Source organism: Lentzea sp. NPDC036949, from assembly GCF_055608075.1.
This window is the reverse complement of the sequence record NZ_JBVJRA010000003.1, coordinates 172,540-188,286: the sequence shown is the minus strand read 5'-3', so window position 1 is coordinate 188,286 and position 15,747 is coordinate 172,540. Positions and strand designations below refer to the sequence as shown.

The 15,747-nt window shown below is 68.9% G+C and carries 16 protein-coding genes and 1 pseudogene; 2 read left to right on the top strand and 15 right to left on the bottom strand.

The window, feature by feature from the left end; translation table 11 throughout:
* Positions 1 to 91 precede the first annotated feature (91 nt).
* From ACZ7CD_RS10380 to ACZ7CD_RS10325, 12 genes and pseudogenes are all read right to left on the bottom strand, one after another.
* Entirely contained in the window at positions 92 to 415 is a 324-nt protein-coding gene (locus ACZ7CD_RS10380) for a DUF2469 domain-containing protein (RefSeq protein WP_030468024.1), read from the bottom strand.
* Entirely contained in the window at positions 415 to 1,206 is a 792-nt protein-coding gene (locus tag ACZ7CD_RS10375; RefSeq protein ID WP_360390977.1) for a ribonuclease HII, read from the bottom strand. Before ACZ7CD_RS10375 ends, ACZ7CD_RS10380 begins: the two co-directional genes overlap by 1 nt.
* A complete protein-coding gene (gene lepB, locus ACZ7CD_RS10370) occupies positions 1,203 to 2,066 on the bottom strand; it encodes a signal peptidase I (RefSeq protein WP_458430612.1) in 864 nt (287 codons plus the stop codon). Before lepB (ACZ7CD_RS10370) ends, ACZ7CD_RS10375 begins: the two co-directional genes overlap by 4 nt.
* Before the next feature lie 16 nt (positions 2,067 to 2,082).
* Positions 2,083 to 2,814: pseudogene (lepB, locus tag ACZ7CD_RS10365) on the bottom strand (signal peptidase I); the annotation flags it as partial.
* 3 nt (positions 2,815 to 2,817) lie between these two features.
* Entirely contained in the window at positions 2,818 to 3,177 is a 360-nt protein-coding gene (gene rplS, locus ACZ7CD_RS10360) for a 50S ribosomal protein L19 (protein WP_360390982.1), read from the bottom strand.
* 153 nt (positions 3,178 to 3,330) lie between these two features.
* On the bottom strand, positions 3,331 to 4,077 hold the full coding sequence (gene trmD / locus ACZ7CD_RS10355) for a tRNA (guanosine(37)-N1)-methyltransferase TrmD (protein ID WP_458430611.1): 747 nt from the start codon (positions 4,075 to 4,077) through the stop codon (positions 3,331 to 3,333).
* Complete coding sequence (gene rimM, locus ACZ7CD_RS10350; RefSeq protein WP_360390988.1) at positions 4,067 to 4,582, bottom strand: ribosome maturation factor RimM; 516 nt, start codon at positions 4,580 to 4,582, stop codon at positions 4,067 to 4,069. Before rimM ends, trmD begins: the two co-directional genes overlap by 11 nt.
* A gap of 17 nt (positions 4,583 to 4,599) precedes the next feature.
* Positions 4,600 to 4,839, bottom strand: coding sequence for an RNA-binding protein (locus tag ACZ7CD_RS10345; RefSeq protein WP_030468017.1), 240 nt, complete (start codon positions 4,837 to 4,839; stop codon positions 4,600 to 4,602).
* Positions 4,836 to 5,279, bottom strand: coding sequence for a 30S ribosomal protein S16 (gene rpsP, locus ACZ7CD_RS10340; protein WP_360390990.1), 444 nt, complete (start codon positions 5,277 to 5,279; stop codon positions 4,836 to 4,838). The genes ACZ7CD_RS10345 and rpsP overlap by 4 nt, the downstream gene beginning before the upstream one ends.
* Before the next feature lie 126 nt (positions 5,280 to 5,405).
* Positions 5,406 to 6,137 carry a LamB/YcsF family protein gene (locus ACZ7CD_RS10335; protein ID WP_360390993.1) on the bottom strand — a complete coding sequence of 244 codons (732 nt, stop codon included), beginning with the start codon at positions 6,135 to 6,137 and terminating at the stop codon, positions 5,406 to 5,408.
* Complete coding sequence (locus tag ACZ7CD_RS10330; RefSeq protein WP_360390996.1) at positions 6,137 to 6,907, bottom strand: type II CAAX endopeptidase family protein; 771 nt, start codon at positions 6,905 to 6,907, stop codon at positions 6,137 to 6,139. Before ACZ7CD_RS10330 ends, ACZ7CD_RS10335 begins: the two co-directional genes overlap by 1 nt.
* Positions 6,908 to 7,211: 304 nt before the next feature.
* The gene (locus tag ACZ7CD_RS10325; RefSeq protein ID WP_470378770.1) at positions 7,212 to 8,090 is read right to left on the bottom strand and encodes an RNA polymerase sigma-70 factor; all 879 of its coding nucleotides are present in this window, start codon (positions 8,088 to 8,090) and stop codon (positions 7,212 to 7,214) included.
* Between the two features lie 148 nt (positions 8,091 to 8,238).
* On the opposite strand from ACZ7CD_RS10325, the gene ACZ7CD_RS10320 reads away from it, so the two are divergent.
* Positions 8,239 to 8,715 (top strand): carboxymuconolactone decarboxylase family protein, encoded by a 477-nt coding sequence (locus ACZ7CD_RS10320; RefSeq protein WP_360391000.1) that lies wholly within the window; start codon positions 8,239 to 8,241, stop codon positions 8,713 to 8,715.
* Here ACZ7CD_RS10320 and ACZ7CD_RS10315 read toward each other — a convergent pair.
* Complete coding sequence (locus ACZ7CD_RS10315) at positions 8,709 to 9,764, bottom strand: amidohydrolase family protein (RefSeq protein WP_360391003.1); 1,056 nt, start codon at positions 9,762 to 9,764, stop codon at positions 8,709 to 8,711. The genes ACZ7CD_RS10320 and ACZ7CD_RS10315 overlap by 7 nt on opposite strands.
* Positions 9,765 to 9,766: 2 nt before the next feature.
* Positions 9,767 to 11,326, bottom strand: coding sequence for a signal recognition particle protein (gene ffh / locus ACZ7CD_RS10310; RefSeq protein WP_360391006.1), 1,560 nt, complete (start codon positions 11,324 to 11,326; stop codon positions 9,767 to 9,769).
* A 77-nt stretch (positions 11,327 to 11,403) separates the two neighbouring features.
* On the opposite strand from ffh, the gene ACZ7CD_RS10305 reads away from it, so the two are divergent.
* Positions 11,404 to 15,171, top strand: coding sequence for an nSTAND1 domain-containing NTPase (locus ACZ7CD_RS10305; protein WP_470378769.1), 3,768 nt, complete (start codon positions 11,404 to 11,406; stop codon positions 15,169 to 15,171).
* On the opposite strand, the gene ACZ7CD_RS10300 is transcribed toward ACZ7CD_RS10305, so the two are convergent.
* Complete coding sequence (locus tag ACZ7CD_RS10300; protein ID WP_360391011.1) at positions 15,158 to 15,718, bottom strand: AAA family ATPase; 561 nt, start codon at positions 15,716 to 15,718, stop codon at positions 15,158 to 15,160. The two genes, ACZ7CD_RS10305 and ACZ7CD_RS10300, sit on opposite strands and share 14 nt — an antisense overlap.
* Between the last annotated feature and the right edge of the window lie 29 nt (positions 15,719 to 15,747).

The following is a 15,747-nucleotide window of genomic DNA, read 5'->3' as shown; positions in this document are numbered from 1 at the left end:
TGGGGCCGAGGGGGATCTGTGGACAACTCGGTGGCTGTGGACAAGTCGGCCGTTGTGGATCTTGAAACGGCGGAGTTGTCGGTGGGGTGTGCTACGTGGGGAACGGCCCGCTCTCCGGCAGGCGCAGGTCCGGCTTGTCCAGCTCCTCCACGTTCACGTCCTTGAAAGTGATGACACGAACGTTCTTGACGAACCTCGCGGGCCGGTACATGTCCCACACCCACGCGTCCGACATGCGCACCTCGAAGTACACCTCGCCGTCGGCGTTGCGCACCTGCACGTCCACCGAGTTGGCCAGGTAGAACCGCCGTTCGGTCTCCACGACGAACGAGAACTGGCTGACGATGTCGCGGTACTCCTTGTACAGCGACAACTCCATCTCGGTCTCGTACTTCTCGAGATCCTCTGCACTCATTACGCCTCCGCGCGGTTCATCTGCTCCGCGCCCTCCCTCGTCGCGAGCTCCCCGATGTTCTCCGGGGAAGCCCCATTCTGGACCACGGCCGTCGCGGCCATGCTGCGCGCCACCCTGTGCGGCGCGGCGAGACCGTGCTTCTGTGCCGCGGCGGCCACGTTCACCCATGACCAGCGGTGCTCCGCGCACGGCCCGTGCTCCATCAACGCAGCCGTGTGCTCGGCCGTGCAGTAGCCCTTGTGCACGTTGAACGCGTACTCCGGACACCGCTCGTGCAGCTCGGCCATGATGCGGTCCCGCGTGACCTTGGCCAGCACCGATGCCGCCGCCACGCACGCTGCCGCCTGGTCGCCCTTGATCACCGCGACGCTCGGCGCGGGCATCCCCGGCACCTTGAAACCGTCGGTGAGCACGTACCCGGGTTGCGTCGACAGCTGCGCCACGGCCCGGCGCATGCCCTCGATGTTCATGACGTGGATGCCGAACGCGTCGATCTCGGCCGGCGACACCACGACGACGGAGTGATCCAAAGCACGCTTGCGCACCAGGTCGTACATCCGGTCGCGCGCCGCCGCGGTCATGAGCTTCGAGTCGTTCAGGCCCTCGAACCGCGCCGCGTCACCCGGCCGCAGCACGCACGCCGCGATCACCAGCGGCCCCGCGCACGACCCGCGCCCCGCCTCGTCTACACCGGCGACCGGACCGAGGCCACGGCGTTCCAGCGTGCTCTGCAGCGCCCAGTTCCCCGACGAGCCGCGTACGACCGCACGGGGCGGCATCAGCATCGTCATCGGCGGAATCGGTCCCGCAGTCGGCGTCCGAGCAACAGAAGCGGCCACGCGGCGACGATACCCAGGCCCATCGGGACGGTTTCCTGCCATCCCGGCGCACCCATCGACACGACCTGCGGGTTGTGGTCCGACACGCCCTGCCACCGCGACGGGGGCAGCACGATCACGCGCGCCTTGCCGATCACGTCGTCCACCGGGACCAGGCCGTTCAGGCCACCCTGCCCCTGGCAGCGCGAGTCGCACGAGTGGTTGCGGTTGTCGCCGAGCACGAACAGCTTGCCCTCGGGGATCTTGAGCTCCTCGAACGACTCCTGCACCGCCTCGGTGCCCTCGTCGAAGTGCTTGTACGGCTCGTCGAGCGGTTTGCCGTCCACGAGCACCCGGTTCTGCTCGTCGCAGCACTTCACCGTCTGCCCGCCCACGGCGATCACGCGCTTGACGAAGTCCTCCTCGTTGGCCGACGGCAGGCCGACCAGCGACCCGAGCCACGACAGGCCCTCCGAGACCGGGTTGCCCGGCTCGTCGACGAGGAAGTCGTTCTGCCAGGCAGGCGGCCCGCGGAACACGATCACGTCGCCGGGCGCGGGCTCACTGAAGCGGTAGGTGACCTTGTCGACGAGCACCCGGTCGCCGTAGCAGTCGGTGCACCCGTGCAGCGTCGTCTCCATCGACTCCGACGGGATCATGTAGACGCGGCCGAGGAAGACCTGGATGCCGATCGCGAGACCGAACGCGACCAGGATGAGAACCGGCAGTTCCTTCCAGAAGTTGCCCTTTTTCTTCTTCTTCGAGGTTTCGCCCGAAGCGTCCGAAGTCGGCTCGTCACTGGACGGCGTGTGCTCTGGATCGACGTCAACCACGAGATCAGCCTAGGGGCTGAGGGTTGTGGTCGGACACCGCACGCCACCGTTCTTTCGGGAAAACGACGTACCGCGCCTTGCCGATGACGTTCTCGACGGGCACTGTGCCCGCTACGCCCCCGCCGCCCTGTTTGCGCGAATCGGTGGAGTTCATGCGGTTGTCGCCCATTACGAACAGGCGCCCATCCGGAACTCGTATCGGCGCGAACGGTTCGTGGTCGGCCGGCGACGTGCCCGCCTGCCAATGCACATAGGGCTCATCGAGCGGTTTGCCGTCGACCACCACGCGGTGCTGCGCGTCGCAGCACTCCACGGTCTGACCAGGCAACGCGATGACGCGCTTGACGAAGTCGCGTTCGTTCGCGGGCGCGATGCCCACCAGCGAACCGACGTTGCGCACAGCGCGCGCGATCGGGTTCGTCGACGGCGGGGCGCCGCGGAAGTCGTTCGTCCCCCACGCCTCGGGGCCGCGGAACACGACCACCTCGCCCGGGTCGATGTCGCTGAACCGGTAGGTGAGCTTGTCGACCAGCACGCGGTCGTTCTCGCACCCGGAGCAGCCGTGCAGCGTGCGTTCCATCGACGCCGAGGGGATCACGTAGACCCGCGCCACGAACGCCTGGATCAGCACCGTCAGCACGACCGCCGTCACGACGACGTGGAGAACATCCCTCCAGACAAGAGCACGCCCCCGCCCCGGTTCATCCGGTGCGGAGGCGTCCTCGAAGTCTTCTGGGCCTGAAGCCACCGATCAGGAGACCGGACGGGCCTCGCGCTTCTCCTTGATCTTGGCGGCCTTGCCGCGCAGCTCGCGCAGGTAGTACAGCTTGGCGCGACGCACGTCACCGCGGGTGACGACCTCGATCTCCGAGATGTTCGGGGAGTGCACCGGGAAGGTGCGCTCGACACCGACGCCGAAGGAGACCTTGCGGACGGTGAAGGTCTCGCGGATGCCGCCGCCCTGGCGACGGATCACGACGCCCTGGAAGACCTGGACGCGCTCGCGCTGGCCTTCGATGACGCGGACGTGGACCTTCAGCGTGTCGCCGGCGCGGAAGGCCGGGACGTCGGAGCGCAGCGACTGGGCGTCAAGTGCGTCCAGGATGTTCATCGGTGGTCCTCACGTGTGTCTGTGAACTCCCCAGAGCATGTTCCATGGCTGTGCACGACATGATGGGGGTCGGCTTGGTGCGCACGCCGATGTGACACCGGCTGCGGCAACTGGTCCAGTGTGCCAGACCAGGCACTCCGGGACGAAATCGGGCTACTCCCCGCCCTCGCGCAGGCGTGCGAGCAGGGCCCGGTCGTGCTTGTCGAACGCGTCCGCCGGCAACGCCTCCAGCAGGTCAGGACGCCTTTCGAGGGTCCTGGCGAGCGATTGGTCACGCCGCCAGCGGTGGATCAGCCGGTGGTTGCCGGAGCGCAGCACGTCCGGTACCGCCAGCTCGCGCCACACCTCGGGCCGCGTGTAGCTCGGGCCCTCCAGCAGGCCGTCCTGGAACGAGTCCTCGGCGTGCGACTTCGGGTTGCCGAGCACGCCGGGCAGCAGCCGTGCGACCGCTTCCACGATCGCGAGCACCGCCACCTCACCGCCCACCAGCACGTAGTCCCCGATGGACACCTCATCGACGCGCACGCGCCGTGCGGCGTCATCGACGACACGCTGGTCGATGCCTTCGTAACGGCCGCACGCGAACACGAGGTGCGATTCGCCCGCGTACTCGTGGGCGAGCGCCTGCGTGAACGGGCGTCCGGCCGGCGTCGGGACGATGAGGCGCGTGGAGTCCGTGCACACGTCATCGAGCGCGTGGCCCCAGATGTCCGGCTTCATGACCATGCCGGGCCCACCGCCGTACGGGCTGTCGTCGACAGCCTTGTGCACGTCCTGGGTCCAGTCGCGCAGGTCGTGCACGCCGACGCTGATCAGGCCCTTGTCGATCGCCTTCCCGAGCAACGCGGCACGCAGCGGCGCCAGGTACTCCGGGAAGATCGTGACGACGTCAATCTGCATCGAGCAGGCCCTCTGGCGGGTCGATCACGACACGGCCACCGCGCACGTCCACGGTCGGCACGATCTCGCGCACGAACGGGATCAGCGCCTCACCGCTGTCGCGGAGCACGACGAGCAGCTCACCGCCGGGTCCGTGCAGGACCTCCTTGACCGTGCCGAGCTTCGTGCCGTCGACGAGCTCCGCCGCGAGCCCTTCGAGCTCGTGGTCGTAGAACTCGTCGGGGTCGTCGTTCGGCGGCAGGTCGTCGGTGCTGCCCAGCAGCAACGTGCCGCGCAACGCCTCGGCGACGTCGCGGGTGACGACCTCGGCGAAACGCACGAGCAGCCGCCCGGCATGAGGCCGGGCGGCTGACACGGTGAGGCTTCGGGACGTGCCGTCACGCAGCTTGGCCTGGAGCGTGGCTCCGAGCGCGAACCGCAGTTCGGGTGAATCAGTGCGCACGTCAACGGCGAGCTCGCCGGTGATCCCGTGCGCCTTGGCCACACGGCCGACAACAACGTCCATTTGCCCTTGAAGTTCGTTCAGCGGTCGGTGTCGACGACGTCGACCCGCACACCACGACCGCCGATGCCGGCCATCACGGTGCGCAGAGCCGTCGCGGTGCGACCGCCGCGACCGATCACCTTGCCGAGGTCGTCCGGGTGGACGTGGACCTCGAGGGTGCGGCCGCGGCGGGTCGTGACGAGGTTCACCCGGACGTCGTCCGGGTGGTCGACGATGCCGCGAACGAGGTGTTCGAGGGCGTCAGCCAACAAACTCACGCCTCGTCCTTGGTGGCCTCGGCGTCAGCCTTGGGGGCCTCGTCGGCCTTCTTGGCCTTCTTCGCCTTCGGCGTGGTGGCCTCGGTCATCGGCTCCTCGTTCGCGGCGGCGAGCGCGGCGGCGAACAGGTCGGCCTTCGACGGCTTCGGCTCCTTGACCTTCAGGGTGCCCTCGGTGCCCGGCAGGCCCTTGAACTTCTGCCAGTCACCGGTGATCTCCAGCAGGCGCTGAACCGACTCGGTCGGCTGCGCGCCGACACCCAGCCAGTACTGCGCGCGCTCGGAGTCGACCGCGATGAACGACGGCTCTTCCTTCGGGTGGTACTTGCCGATCGTCTCGATCGCCTTGCCGTCGCGGCGGGTGCGCGCGTCGGCGACCACGATGCGGTAGTACGGCTGGCGGATCTTGCCGAGACGCTGAAGCTTGATCTTGACGGCCACGGGCCTGGTACTCCTCGAACTCTGTGTTGGTGGTTCGCACAGCCGCGGCCCGGGCAGAGGGGCCGACCGCGGCGGACAGCGGTCAATTGTGCCAGAGGGGAGCCGCCGAACCCGAATCGGGGCGGTCTAGGCGAACGCGGCGACCGTTCCCAGCGCCTCTCGCACCGCCTGCGCGTGGTGCACGGCACCCGGCGTGTCGCCGTGCACGCACAACGACTCGGCCCGCGTCTTGAGCACCGTGCCGTCGACGGCGACGATCTCGCCGTCGAGCAGGCGCTTGGCCCGTTCCACGACCTGTTCGGTGTCCGTGAGCAGGGCGTTCGGCTCCGAGCGCGGCACCAGCGTGCCCTGCGGGGTGTAGCCGCGGTCGGCGAAGGCTTCCTGCACCGCGCGCAGGCCGGCGGCCTCGGCCTTCGTGAGCAGCTGCGAGCCCGGGAGGCCGAGGACGGGCAGGTCCTTGAACGCCTTGATGCCGTCGACCACGGCTTGCGCCTGCCTCTCGTGGTGCACCGTCGCGTTGTAGAGCGCGCCGTGCGGCTTCACGTAGACGACCTCGGTGCCCGCCGCTCGCGCGCACGCGTCGAGCGCGCCGATCTGGTAGAGCACCTCGTCGGCCAGCTCGGCCGGGTCGGCGTCGATGAACCTGCGGCCGAAGCCCGCGAGGTCGCGGTAGGACACCTGGGCGCCGACCCGGACGCCGTTGCGCGCGGCCTGCTCGCACACCCGGCGCATGGTCGACGGGTCGCCCGCGTGGAAGCCGCAGGCGACGTTCGCGCTGGTGATGACGCCCAGCAGCGCCGTGTCGTCGCCCAGCTGCCAGATGCCGAAGCCCTCGCCGAGGTCGCTGTTGAGGTCCATCAGATGACACCGACCGAGAGCAGCAGGAGGGACAGACCGGGGAGGAAGTTGTTCATCACGTGCGCAACGATGCTCGCCCCGAGCCTGCGGGTGATCAACCGGGCCACCCCGATCGGGATGGCGATCACCAGCAGCAGCCACGTCCGTTGCGGCTCCAGGTGGCTGACCGCGAAGATCACGGTGGTCAGCACGAACGCGGCCCACCGGCTCCACCCCTGGCGCTCGACGGCACCCCACAGCAGCCCGCGGAAGATGATCTCCTCGCAGATCGGCCCGATGAAGCTCATGTAGAGGAACATCGTGATCGCGGCCGCGAGCGGCAGGTTCGCCTGGCTGAAGAGCTCGGCGATGGCGCTGGTCGCGTTGCCCTCGCCGACGATCTTGGCCCACGCGGTGGCGGCGACGTAGGTGAGGACGAAACCGGCGACACCGATCTTCAGGCCGATCGCCACGTCCTCTTTCGTCATGCTCAGCCTGAGGTCGACCACGGGCCCGTTGCCGCGCACGTAGGTGATCACCACGGCCAGGGTGGCGGCGAGCAGGATCGGCACCAGCGACCCGATCAGCACCAGCGACGTCGAGTTCTCCAGGGTCGCGCCGACGCTGCTGCCGACCGCGGTGATGAACACGGCCGACAGGATGAAGACGGCCTCCACCAGGAGGAACGCACCGAAACCCCAGCGCTGGCCGACCCGCTCCGGCTCCGGGTTGCGGCTGACGTCGCGCACGCTCTGGAGGAAGGTGCGCTTGGGGGACTCCTGCTCGTTCACGCTCTGCAATTTAGTCACGCCGCGGCTGCCAGCGGCTGTACTGCGTGCGGCGTGGTGTGTGGCGCACTCATCGGCTCACCTCGCGATCGACGGCTGCTGAGACACCGGTGCGGGACCGGTGCCTCGCGATACGAGTGGAGTGGGGACAGCGATCAGCGGCCCCGAATCCGGGGTTAGCGTGCTGCACCGGTGGAACCCGGCCAAGCGCCTGGCCAAAAGATGGTCAGATCGGGGCCTTGGCGGGTGTCCTTCTCCTCGTAGTCGAATCGGCGGGCGGAGAGGGGTCCAAACCTCCGCGCCGCGGTCAGCGGGCCAGCGGGTTCTCCCGTTCCATGTGCGAGAGCTTCGCCGGGTTGCGCACCGCGTAGAGCCCGCTGATCCGCCCGTCGTCGATGCGCAGCGCGATGACCGTGTCGAGCTCGCCGGCGAACTTGAGCACGAGCGCCGGGTAGCCGTTGACCTGCGCGGGTTCCATGGACCAGCCGGCCACCCTGGTGAGGCCGCCGAGCAGCATGCGGGCGACCTTCGCGGCGCCGACGACCGGACGGGGGACGGCTTGCTTGACGCCGCCGCCGTCGCCGAGGAACACGACGTCCGGCGCGAGCAGGTCGAGGAGTCCCTGCAGGTCACCGGTCTCGGTGGCGCGCTGGAACGCGGCCAGCGCGGCACGGGTGGCCGCCTGGGTGACGACCTCGCGCGGGCGGCGGGCAGCGACGTGGGAGCGGGCGCGGTGGGCGATCTGGCGGACCGCGGCCGGGGTCTTGTCGACGGCGGCGGCGATCTCGTCGTAGTCCAGGTCGAAGACCTCGCGCAGGACGAAGACGGCGCGTTCGGTCGGGGTCAGGGTCTCCAGGACGAGCAGCACGGCCATCGAGACGCTGTCGGCGAGCTCGACGTCCTCGGCGACGTCCGGGGTGGTGAGCAGGGGTTCCGGCAGCCACGAGCCGACGTAGGTCTCCTTGCGGCGGCCGAGGGTGCGCAGGCGGTCGAGGGAGTGGCGGGTCACGATGCGGACCAGGTAGGCGCGGTGGTTCTCGACGGTGCCGTGGTCGACGCCGGACCACTTCAGCCACGTCTCCTGCAGCACGTCCTCGGCGTCGGCGGCGGAGCCGAGCATCTCGTAGGCGATCGTGAAGAGCAGGTTGCGGTGGCTGACGAAGGTGTCCGTCGCGGTGTCCGGCATCGGTGTCCCCCTTGAACGTGGCCTCCCCACCAGACGCCACCCGATCGGGTCCTGTGACAGTGGCACGGGTCACAACGGCGGCCTGTCACACGGTCTGGAGCGGCGGCGTCCTGTGGGCACCGAGCAAGACCCACGAGGGAGGAACACCATGGAACCCCGCTTCGACCTCTTCGCCACCGAGACCGGCGCCAAGATCGCCAAGCGGTTCGCGGGCCTCGGCCAAGCGGTGCACGGCACGTCGCTGCCGACGCTCACGGCCGAGCTGGTCAGCCTGCGGGCGAGCCAGCTCAACGGCTGCGGCTTCTGCCTCGACATGCACGTCAAGGAAGCCGTCGCCGCCGGTGAGGACCCGCTGCGGCTGCACCTGGTGGCCGGGTGGCGCGAGACCACCGTGTTCACCGAGGCCGAGCAGGCCGCGCTGGCGTTCGCCGAGGAGGGCACGCTGCTCACCAGGGACGGTGTCAGCGACGAGACCTGGGAGAACGTGCGCAAGCACTACGACGACGAGCAGGTGGCCGCGCTGGTGTGCCTGGTGGGGCTCATCAACGCGGCCAACCGGATGGCCGTCATCACGCAGCGGAAGGGCGGCTCGTACCAGGTCGGTGCGCTCGCCCGGGCTCAGTAGACCCGGCCCCGCAGCATGACCAGGCGCGGTGACCGCAGGACGTCGAGGTTCGTGCGCGGGTCCTCGTCGTACACCACGATGTCCGCGGCCGCGCCCTCGGTCAGCGACGGGAAGCCCAGCCACTCGCGGGCGTTCCACGACGCGGCACCGATGGCGTCGGCGGCGCTCATGCCCACGCGGTGCAGCGCGGCGATCTCGTCGACGATGCGGCCGTGCTGGATGCCACCGCCGGCGTCGGTGCCCGCGTAGACGGGGACGCCCGCCTCGACCGCCTTCGCCACCGTGGTGGCGACGCGGGCGTGCAGGTCGCGCATGTGGCTGGCGTAGGCCGGGTACTTGCCCGCCTTGTCCGCGATGCCGGGGAAGGTCTCGATGTTGATCAACGTGGGCACCAGCGCGGTGCCCCGTTCGGCCATCATCGCGATGGTGTCGTCGGTGAGGCCGGTGCCGTGCTCGATGCAGTCGATCCCGGCGCCGATCAGGCCGGGCAGCGCGTCCTCGCCGAACACGTGCGCGGTGACCTTGGCGCCGGCGTCGTGAGCGACCTTGATCGCCTGCGCCAGCTCGTCGTCCGTCCACAGCGGGGCGAGGTCGCCGACGCCGCGGTCGATCCAGTCGCCGACGAGCTTCACCCAGCCGTCGCCCTGCGCGGCCTGCTCGGCCACGGCGGAGGCGAGGTCGGTCTCGATCTCCACGCCGATGTGCGGCAGGTACCGCTTCGGCTTGGCGATGTGCCGGCCCGCGCGGATGATCCGGGGCAGGTCGAGGCGCTCCTGCAACGGCGTCGTGTCGACCGGCGACCCGCAGTCGCGGATCAGCAACGTGCCCGCGGCGCGGTCGGTCAGCGCCTGGTCGACGGCCTCGGGCAGTTCGACGCCACCCTGCGGGCCGAGGCCCACGTGGCAGTGCGCGTCGACCAGGCCCGGTACCAGGAAACCGCCGTCGACCACGGTCTGCGCACCCGGAACGGGCCGGGTGCGCACGCGGCCGTTGACCACCCACAGGTCTCGCGGCTCGCCGTCCGGCAGGACGACGCCGCGCAGGTGCATGGTCACTTCTTCTTTTTGTCGTCGCCGTCGAACTTGAACTTCGACGGGTCGAAGCCGGGCGGGAGCTCGTTCAGGCTGCCGCCGAGGTCGGGGAGGCCGCCGGGAGGCATGCCGGGGAGCTGGCCCATGCCGGGGAGGCCGCCCATGCCGGGCATCATCCCGGGGAAGCCGCCCTTGATCTTGGGGGGCGTCGGGCCGCGGCCCTTGCCCTTCTTCCCCTTCTTGCCCTTGCCCTTCTTGCCGCCACCGCCGCCGAAGCCCATCCGGCCGGCCATGGAGGCCATCATCTTGCGGGCCTCGAAGAAGCGGTTGACCAGGTCGTTGACGTCGCTGACCTTGACGCCGGAGCCGTTCGCGATGCGCAGCCGGCGGGAGCCGTTGATGATCTTCGGGTCGTCCCGCTCCGCCGGGGTCATGCCGCGGATGATCGCCTGGATGCGGTCGAGGTGCTTCTCGTCCAGCATCCCCAGCTGGTCCTTCATCTGACCGGCGCCGGGGAGCATGCCGAGCAGGTTCGCGATCGGGCCCATCTTGCGGATCGCGAGCATCTGCTCCAGGAAGTCCTCCAGCGTCAACTGGCCGGAGTGCAGCTTCTGCGCGGCCTTCTCGGCCTGCTCCTGGTCGAAGTGCTGCTCGGCCTGCTCGATGAGGGTGAGCACGTCACCCATGCCGAGGATGCGCGACGCCATCCGGTCCGGGTGGAAGACGTCGAAGTCCTCGAGCTTCTCACCGTTGGACGCGAAGAGGATCGGCTGGCCGGTCACCTCGCGGACCGAGAGCGCGGCACCACCGCGGGCGTCACCGTCGAGCTTGGTGAGCACGACACCGGTGAAGCCGACGCCGTCGCGGAACGCCGTGGCCGTGTTGATCGCGTCCTGGCCGACCATCGCGTCGACGACGAACAGGACCTCGTCCGGGTTGACGGCCGCCCGGATGTCGACGGCCTGCTTCATCATCTCCTCGTCGACACCGAGCCGGCCGGCCGTGTCGACGAGCACGATGTCGTGCTGCTTCGCCTTCGCTTCCTCGATGCCGCGGCGCGACACCGAGACCGGGTCGCCCACGCCGTTGCCGGGCTCGGGTGCGAACACGGGCACGCCCGCGCGCTCACCGACGACCTGCAGCTGCGTGACCGCGTTCGGGCGCTGCAGGTCGGCCGCGACGAGCAGCGGCGTGTGCCCCTGCCCCTTCAGCCACTTGGCGAGCTTGCCCGCGAGCGTCGTCTTGCCGGCACCCTGCAGACCCGCCAGCATGATCACCGACGGCGGGTTCTTCGCGAGGTTGAGCCGGCGCGTCTCACCGCCGAGGACGTTGACGAGCTCCTCGTTGACGATCTTCACGACCTGCTGCGCCGGGTTGAGCGCCTGGTGCACCTCCGCACCCTTGGCGCGTTCCTTCACCTTGGCGATGAAGCCGCGCACCACGGGCAGCGCGACGTCGGCCTCGAGCAGCGCGACCCGGATCTCACGCGCGGTGGCGTCGATGTCGGCGTCGCTGAGCTTGCCCTTGCCGCGAAGGCCCTGGAGGACCGTGGTCAGCCGGTCGGAAAGCGTCGAGAACACGCCTCCCAGACTAGCTGGCCGTCCCGTCACCCGAGGGCAGGCTCCCCATCTGCGTCGATTGCTGCAGGATTCAGCGCATGGGGCGCATCTTCGTCAGCTACCACGGCCACGACGAGGGCGACACCATCGCGCTCTACCTGCGTGAAGCGCTCCTGGCCGCCGGCTACGAGGACGTGCACGCCTACACGGCACCCGGATCAGGCCCGACGGTGTCGTTGCCGTGGAAGGACAGCCTGCGCCGTGAGCTGCTCGGCGCGGAGGCGTTGATCGTGGTCACGTCGCCCGGCTCCGCCTCCGAATGGTGCATCTGGGAGGTGTCGGTCTTCCGCGAACGCAAGCCCGAGTCGCCGTGCATCGAGTTCTTCAGCGCACGCACTCAAGGCCGCGTGCTCCTCAACGACCTGCAAGCGCAAAGCGTGGACGCGTCTGATCCGGCTTCGTTGGCGGCGGCTGCGGACATACTGCTCGGCACTCTCTCGCGGGCGGGTGTGAGCACGGCGGCGGGCCCTTCATCACCGTTTCCTGGTTTGAAGGCGTTCGACGAACACCAGGCGTCGCTGTTCTTCGGCCGTGATGACGATGTACGGCGGCTTGCCGAGCCTCTACTCGGACGGCGTACGTCTGGCGCGATAGCGGTCATCGGACCGTCAGGCGCCGGAAAGTCCTCGCTGGTCCGTGCGGGTTTGATTCCGCTGCTGAGGAAGCACGGGCGAACGATCACGGGCCCCCTCACACCTGCTCGGGACGCAATCGACATCATCACTGCCGGCAGCCATGCCGAACACCACGTCGTAGTGCTCGACCAGGCCGAGGAACTGTTGCTCGGAGCCGAGGACGGACATCTGGCTCCTGAGCCGTCCGCGCTGGTCAAGGCCTTGATTGAGGCAAGTCGCACCACAGCGTGGGTCGTGTACACCGTGCGGGCGGACTTCCTCGACGCGCTGATGCAGCACGAGGAGTTCACACCTCTGCTGCGCGACAACTTCTTGGTCAACCAACTCACCAGCGCCGACCTGCCGCTCGTCGTGAACGGGCCTCTGCGCTCACGCGGCTGGCACGTCGACGAGGAGGCACTCGGCTCGATCTTGGCGGACACCAGCCGCGGCTCGCTACCACTCCTTGCGTTTGCGTTGGAGAACTTGTGGTGGCACGTCAACCCGGATGGCACCCAGCCGCCGCGAGCGATCACCCGCGCCGAGTACCTGGCGTCGGGCCGAGTCATGGACATCCTCCGGCGGCAAGCCGAAGAAGCGTTCGCGATGGCTCGTGACCTCGTTCGCGACGGCGACGGGTCATGGCCTGATCCCCGAGAGGCCGAGCTCGAGGTGCTGCGGACACTCCACCGGCTGGCCACCGTCGACGCATCCGGCAGGTTCACGAGACGCCCGGTCGCGCTGCGCGGACTGAGCCCGTCGGAACGACAGCTGCTCGACTCGTTCATCGCGAACCGCGTCCTCACCACCGTCCGGCTGAGCGCGGTGGGCGAAGACGGCTGGGCACACTGCGGTCAGGACGCCGTTGAGGTTGCACACGAAAGCCTGTTCGAGCATTGGCCGCGGTTGCGGGAGAGTTTGCAACGCGACCAAGCAGCGCTGCTCGCCCGCCGAGAACTGGAGGGCATTGCCGCAGACTGGACACGACACCCCGACCAGCTCATAGCGCCCTCTCGGCTCACTTCCCTGCTTGCGGCGCTGTGGCCCGTCGCCGAGAACAGATCGTTCCGCGAGTCTCGCAGGCAGTTCGCTGAAGCAGTGGCTGCGTCCGGTCTGTCGGAGGACGCCCGGCAGTTGGTCGAGCTGTCACTGCAGCAACGGCTCGATGAGGTCGTGAAGCGCAAACGTCTGCTGGATCCCGAGGAGGTGTTGCGGTCACTCGCCGGTGACGACACCTCAGCCCGAATTCTGTGGCTCGCGCCTGATGTGGCCAAGTGGAAACAGGCGCTTCTGGAAGCGTTGTCATCCACACCGCTACTGCGGTCGACGCCCAGCCCCGGTGGGGGCATTGCGAACGTGGCTTGGTCACCCGACGACACCATGGTGGCGACCGGCTCCTCCGACGGAAAGATCAACGTCCGCAACGCGGACCGAGATGAACCTCGGTGGACCCTCTCCCACGGAATCGGCACAGCGGACGTCCGGTCGATCGCATGGTCGGTCACCGGCGACATCATCGCGTCGGCCGGGACCGATGAGGTTCTCCGTCTGTGGTCGGTGAGCGAGAAGCGGGAACTCCGGGAACTGCCGTTGCAGGGCAGGCCGGTTTCCGTGCGCTTCAACGCCGAAGGCAGGTTTCTCCTGGTCGCTTGTGCGAACGGAGTGGTCCGGGTCTGGGATCTCTTCGAGGAACTCCCCGACGCGATGTGGCAGTTCCGGACGCCGAACACCGCCGTGCAGCCATCGGCGTTGTGGGACGCCGACATCTCAAGCGACGGCAGATGGGTCGCGGTCGCACGGGGTGATGGCGGCATCGTTGTCGCGAGCACGGCGAACGGCCCGGTTTCCTCAGAGCACAGACACATCGCGACGGGTTCGGTTGTCCACTCGGTGCGGTTCCACCCGTCGGACAACGAGGTGCTCGCGAGTGGGAGTGAAAACGGCAGCGCCGGGCTGCACCGCATGGACGCAGAACGCCACCTGCTCGGGCACACCGGGGCAGTCGAGGCGGTGGCGTGGTCGCCGGATGGGACGCGACTGGCCACCGGGGCCGTCGACGGCGTGCTGCGGGTCTGGGACGCGGTGACCGGGGAGGAGGTGTTGCGGCTGCACGTCCACCAGCACGCCGTGCGAGCCATCGCGTGGTCGCACCGGGGAGATCGTCTGGCGACGGTGTCAGCCGACGGCGTCGAGCGAACCTGGAAGATCGGTTCGGAACCGGACTACCGGTGGTTCAGCGCGCGCGAACCGGTTCGCGCGCTGGCTTGGAATCCTCTCGACCTCGAACTGTCGGTCGGTATGTCCGCGAACCTCCACGACGACCGGGCTCCGTCACGCTGGACGTCGGAGGTGAGCCGGCGCGACATCAGGTTCATCCAGTACCCGGCACCGGAGGCGTTGGCCTGGACACCGGACGGTGAGCAGCTCGCGGTCGGAGCCTCCCGCGGCGATGTGCTCGTCTACGACAAGAACTTCCGCATGGTGACGCAGCTCACCGGACAAGCCGACCCCGCACTCGACGTCCACTGGTCGGCAGACGGCTCGCTGCTGGCGGTGGCATCGCTCAGCTACACGGGTGTGCCCAGGATCTACGGTCGCACCGGAGAACTGATCGTGCCGACGAACTGGAGGGACCACGCGGGATCGCTCAGAGCAGTCCGCTGGCATCCATCCCGGAACGTTCTCGCAGTCGCGGACTCGGAGAACCTGATCACCATCAACACCCTGGACCGCACACTGTGCAGTTTCAGGACCAACAAACGGTTCACCTGCCTCGACTGGCATCCGGGTGGAGAGCTCCTGTCGGTCGGATGTGCGGACGCAACCATCCTCGTCCTGCGTCTCACAGATGAGCTGAGCGAGGAGTCCGAGCTGCGTGGACACCGCGATCAGATCAACGTCGTGGCATGGTCTCCGGACGGCGGTTCTCTTCTCACTGCGTCCGACGACCACACCGCTCGCCTGTGGGACACCACCACGGGCGGTCAGCGGACGGCGTTGATCGGGCACAGCTCCGCGGTGACAGCAGCGTTGTGGCTGCCCGATGACGTGATCGTCACCGGCTCGTCCGACCGCACGGTCAGGTTCTGGGACATCGCCGACGGCCGCACCCACCCGATGACGGGTTCGGCCGTCACCGGAGACCCCGATGACCTCATCGCGGAGGCCAGACGCAGGATCAGCCCACGGTGATCCGCAGGCCGCCGGACGTGCCCGCGCGGGTCAGCAGCGTCACCGACCGGAACCCGAACGGCACCCAGCCCGACTCGAAGCGCTCGCGCATCTCCACGCCGCGGCGCACGTGCCGTTCGAACGCGTGGGTGCGCACGATGCGGCGGCGCGCGATCTGGCCGTCCAGGGCCTGGGCGGCGGTGGCGTCGAGCCACAGGAAGTGGCGGGCGCGGCCGGAGAGCAGGCCGGCCAGCACCAGCATGGAACGGGTGCCGGGGCGGGTGGACGGCTCGTGGACGACCAGCAGGCCCGGGCTGAAGAGGGCCGCCCGGAACACGCGCAGGCGGTGGGTGAGGTGGACGACGACGCGCCAGTACCGGTACGGCAGCGGGATGCGGGGTTCGAGGAACGTGCGGACCTGGTCCGAGTCGAGCACCGTGACCGGCTCGTCCGCTTTCAGGCGGGTGAGCAGCGTCGTCTTGCCCGCGCCGGGGATTCCGGCGAGGACGACGAGTGAGCGGCGCTGCACTCGGACGGCGGTGGTCTGCGTGTTCAACACGGCGGTCATGTCCTAGAAGACGTCTGGGCCGACCCTCT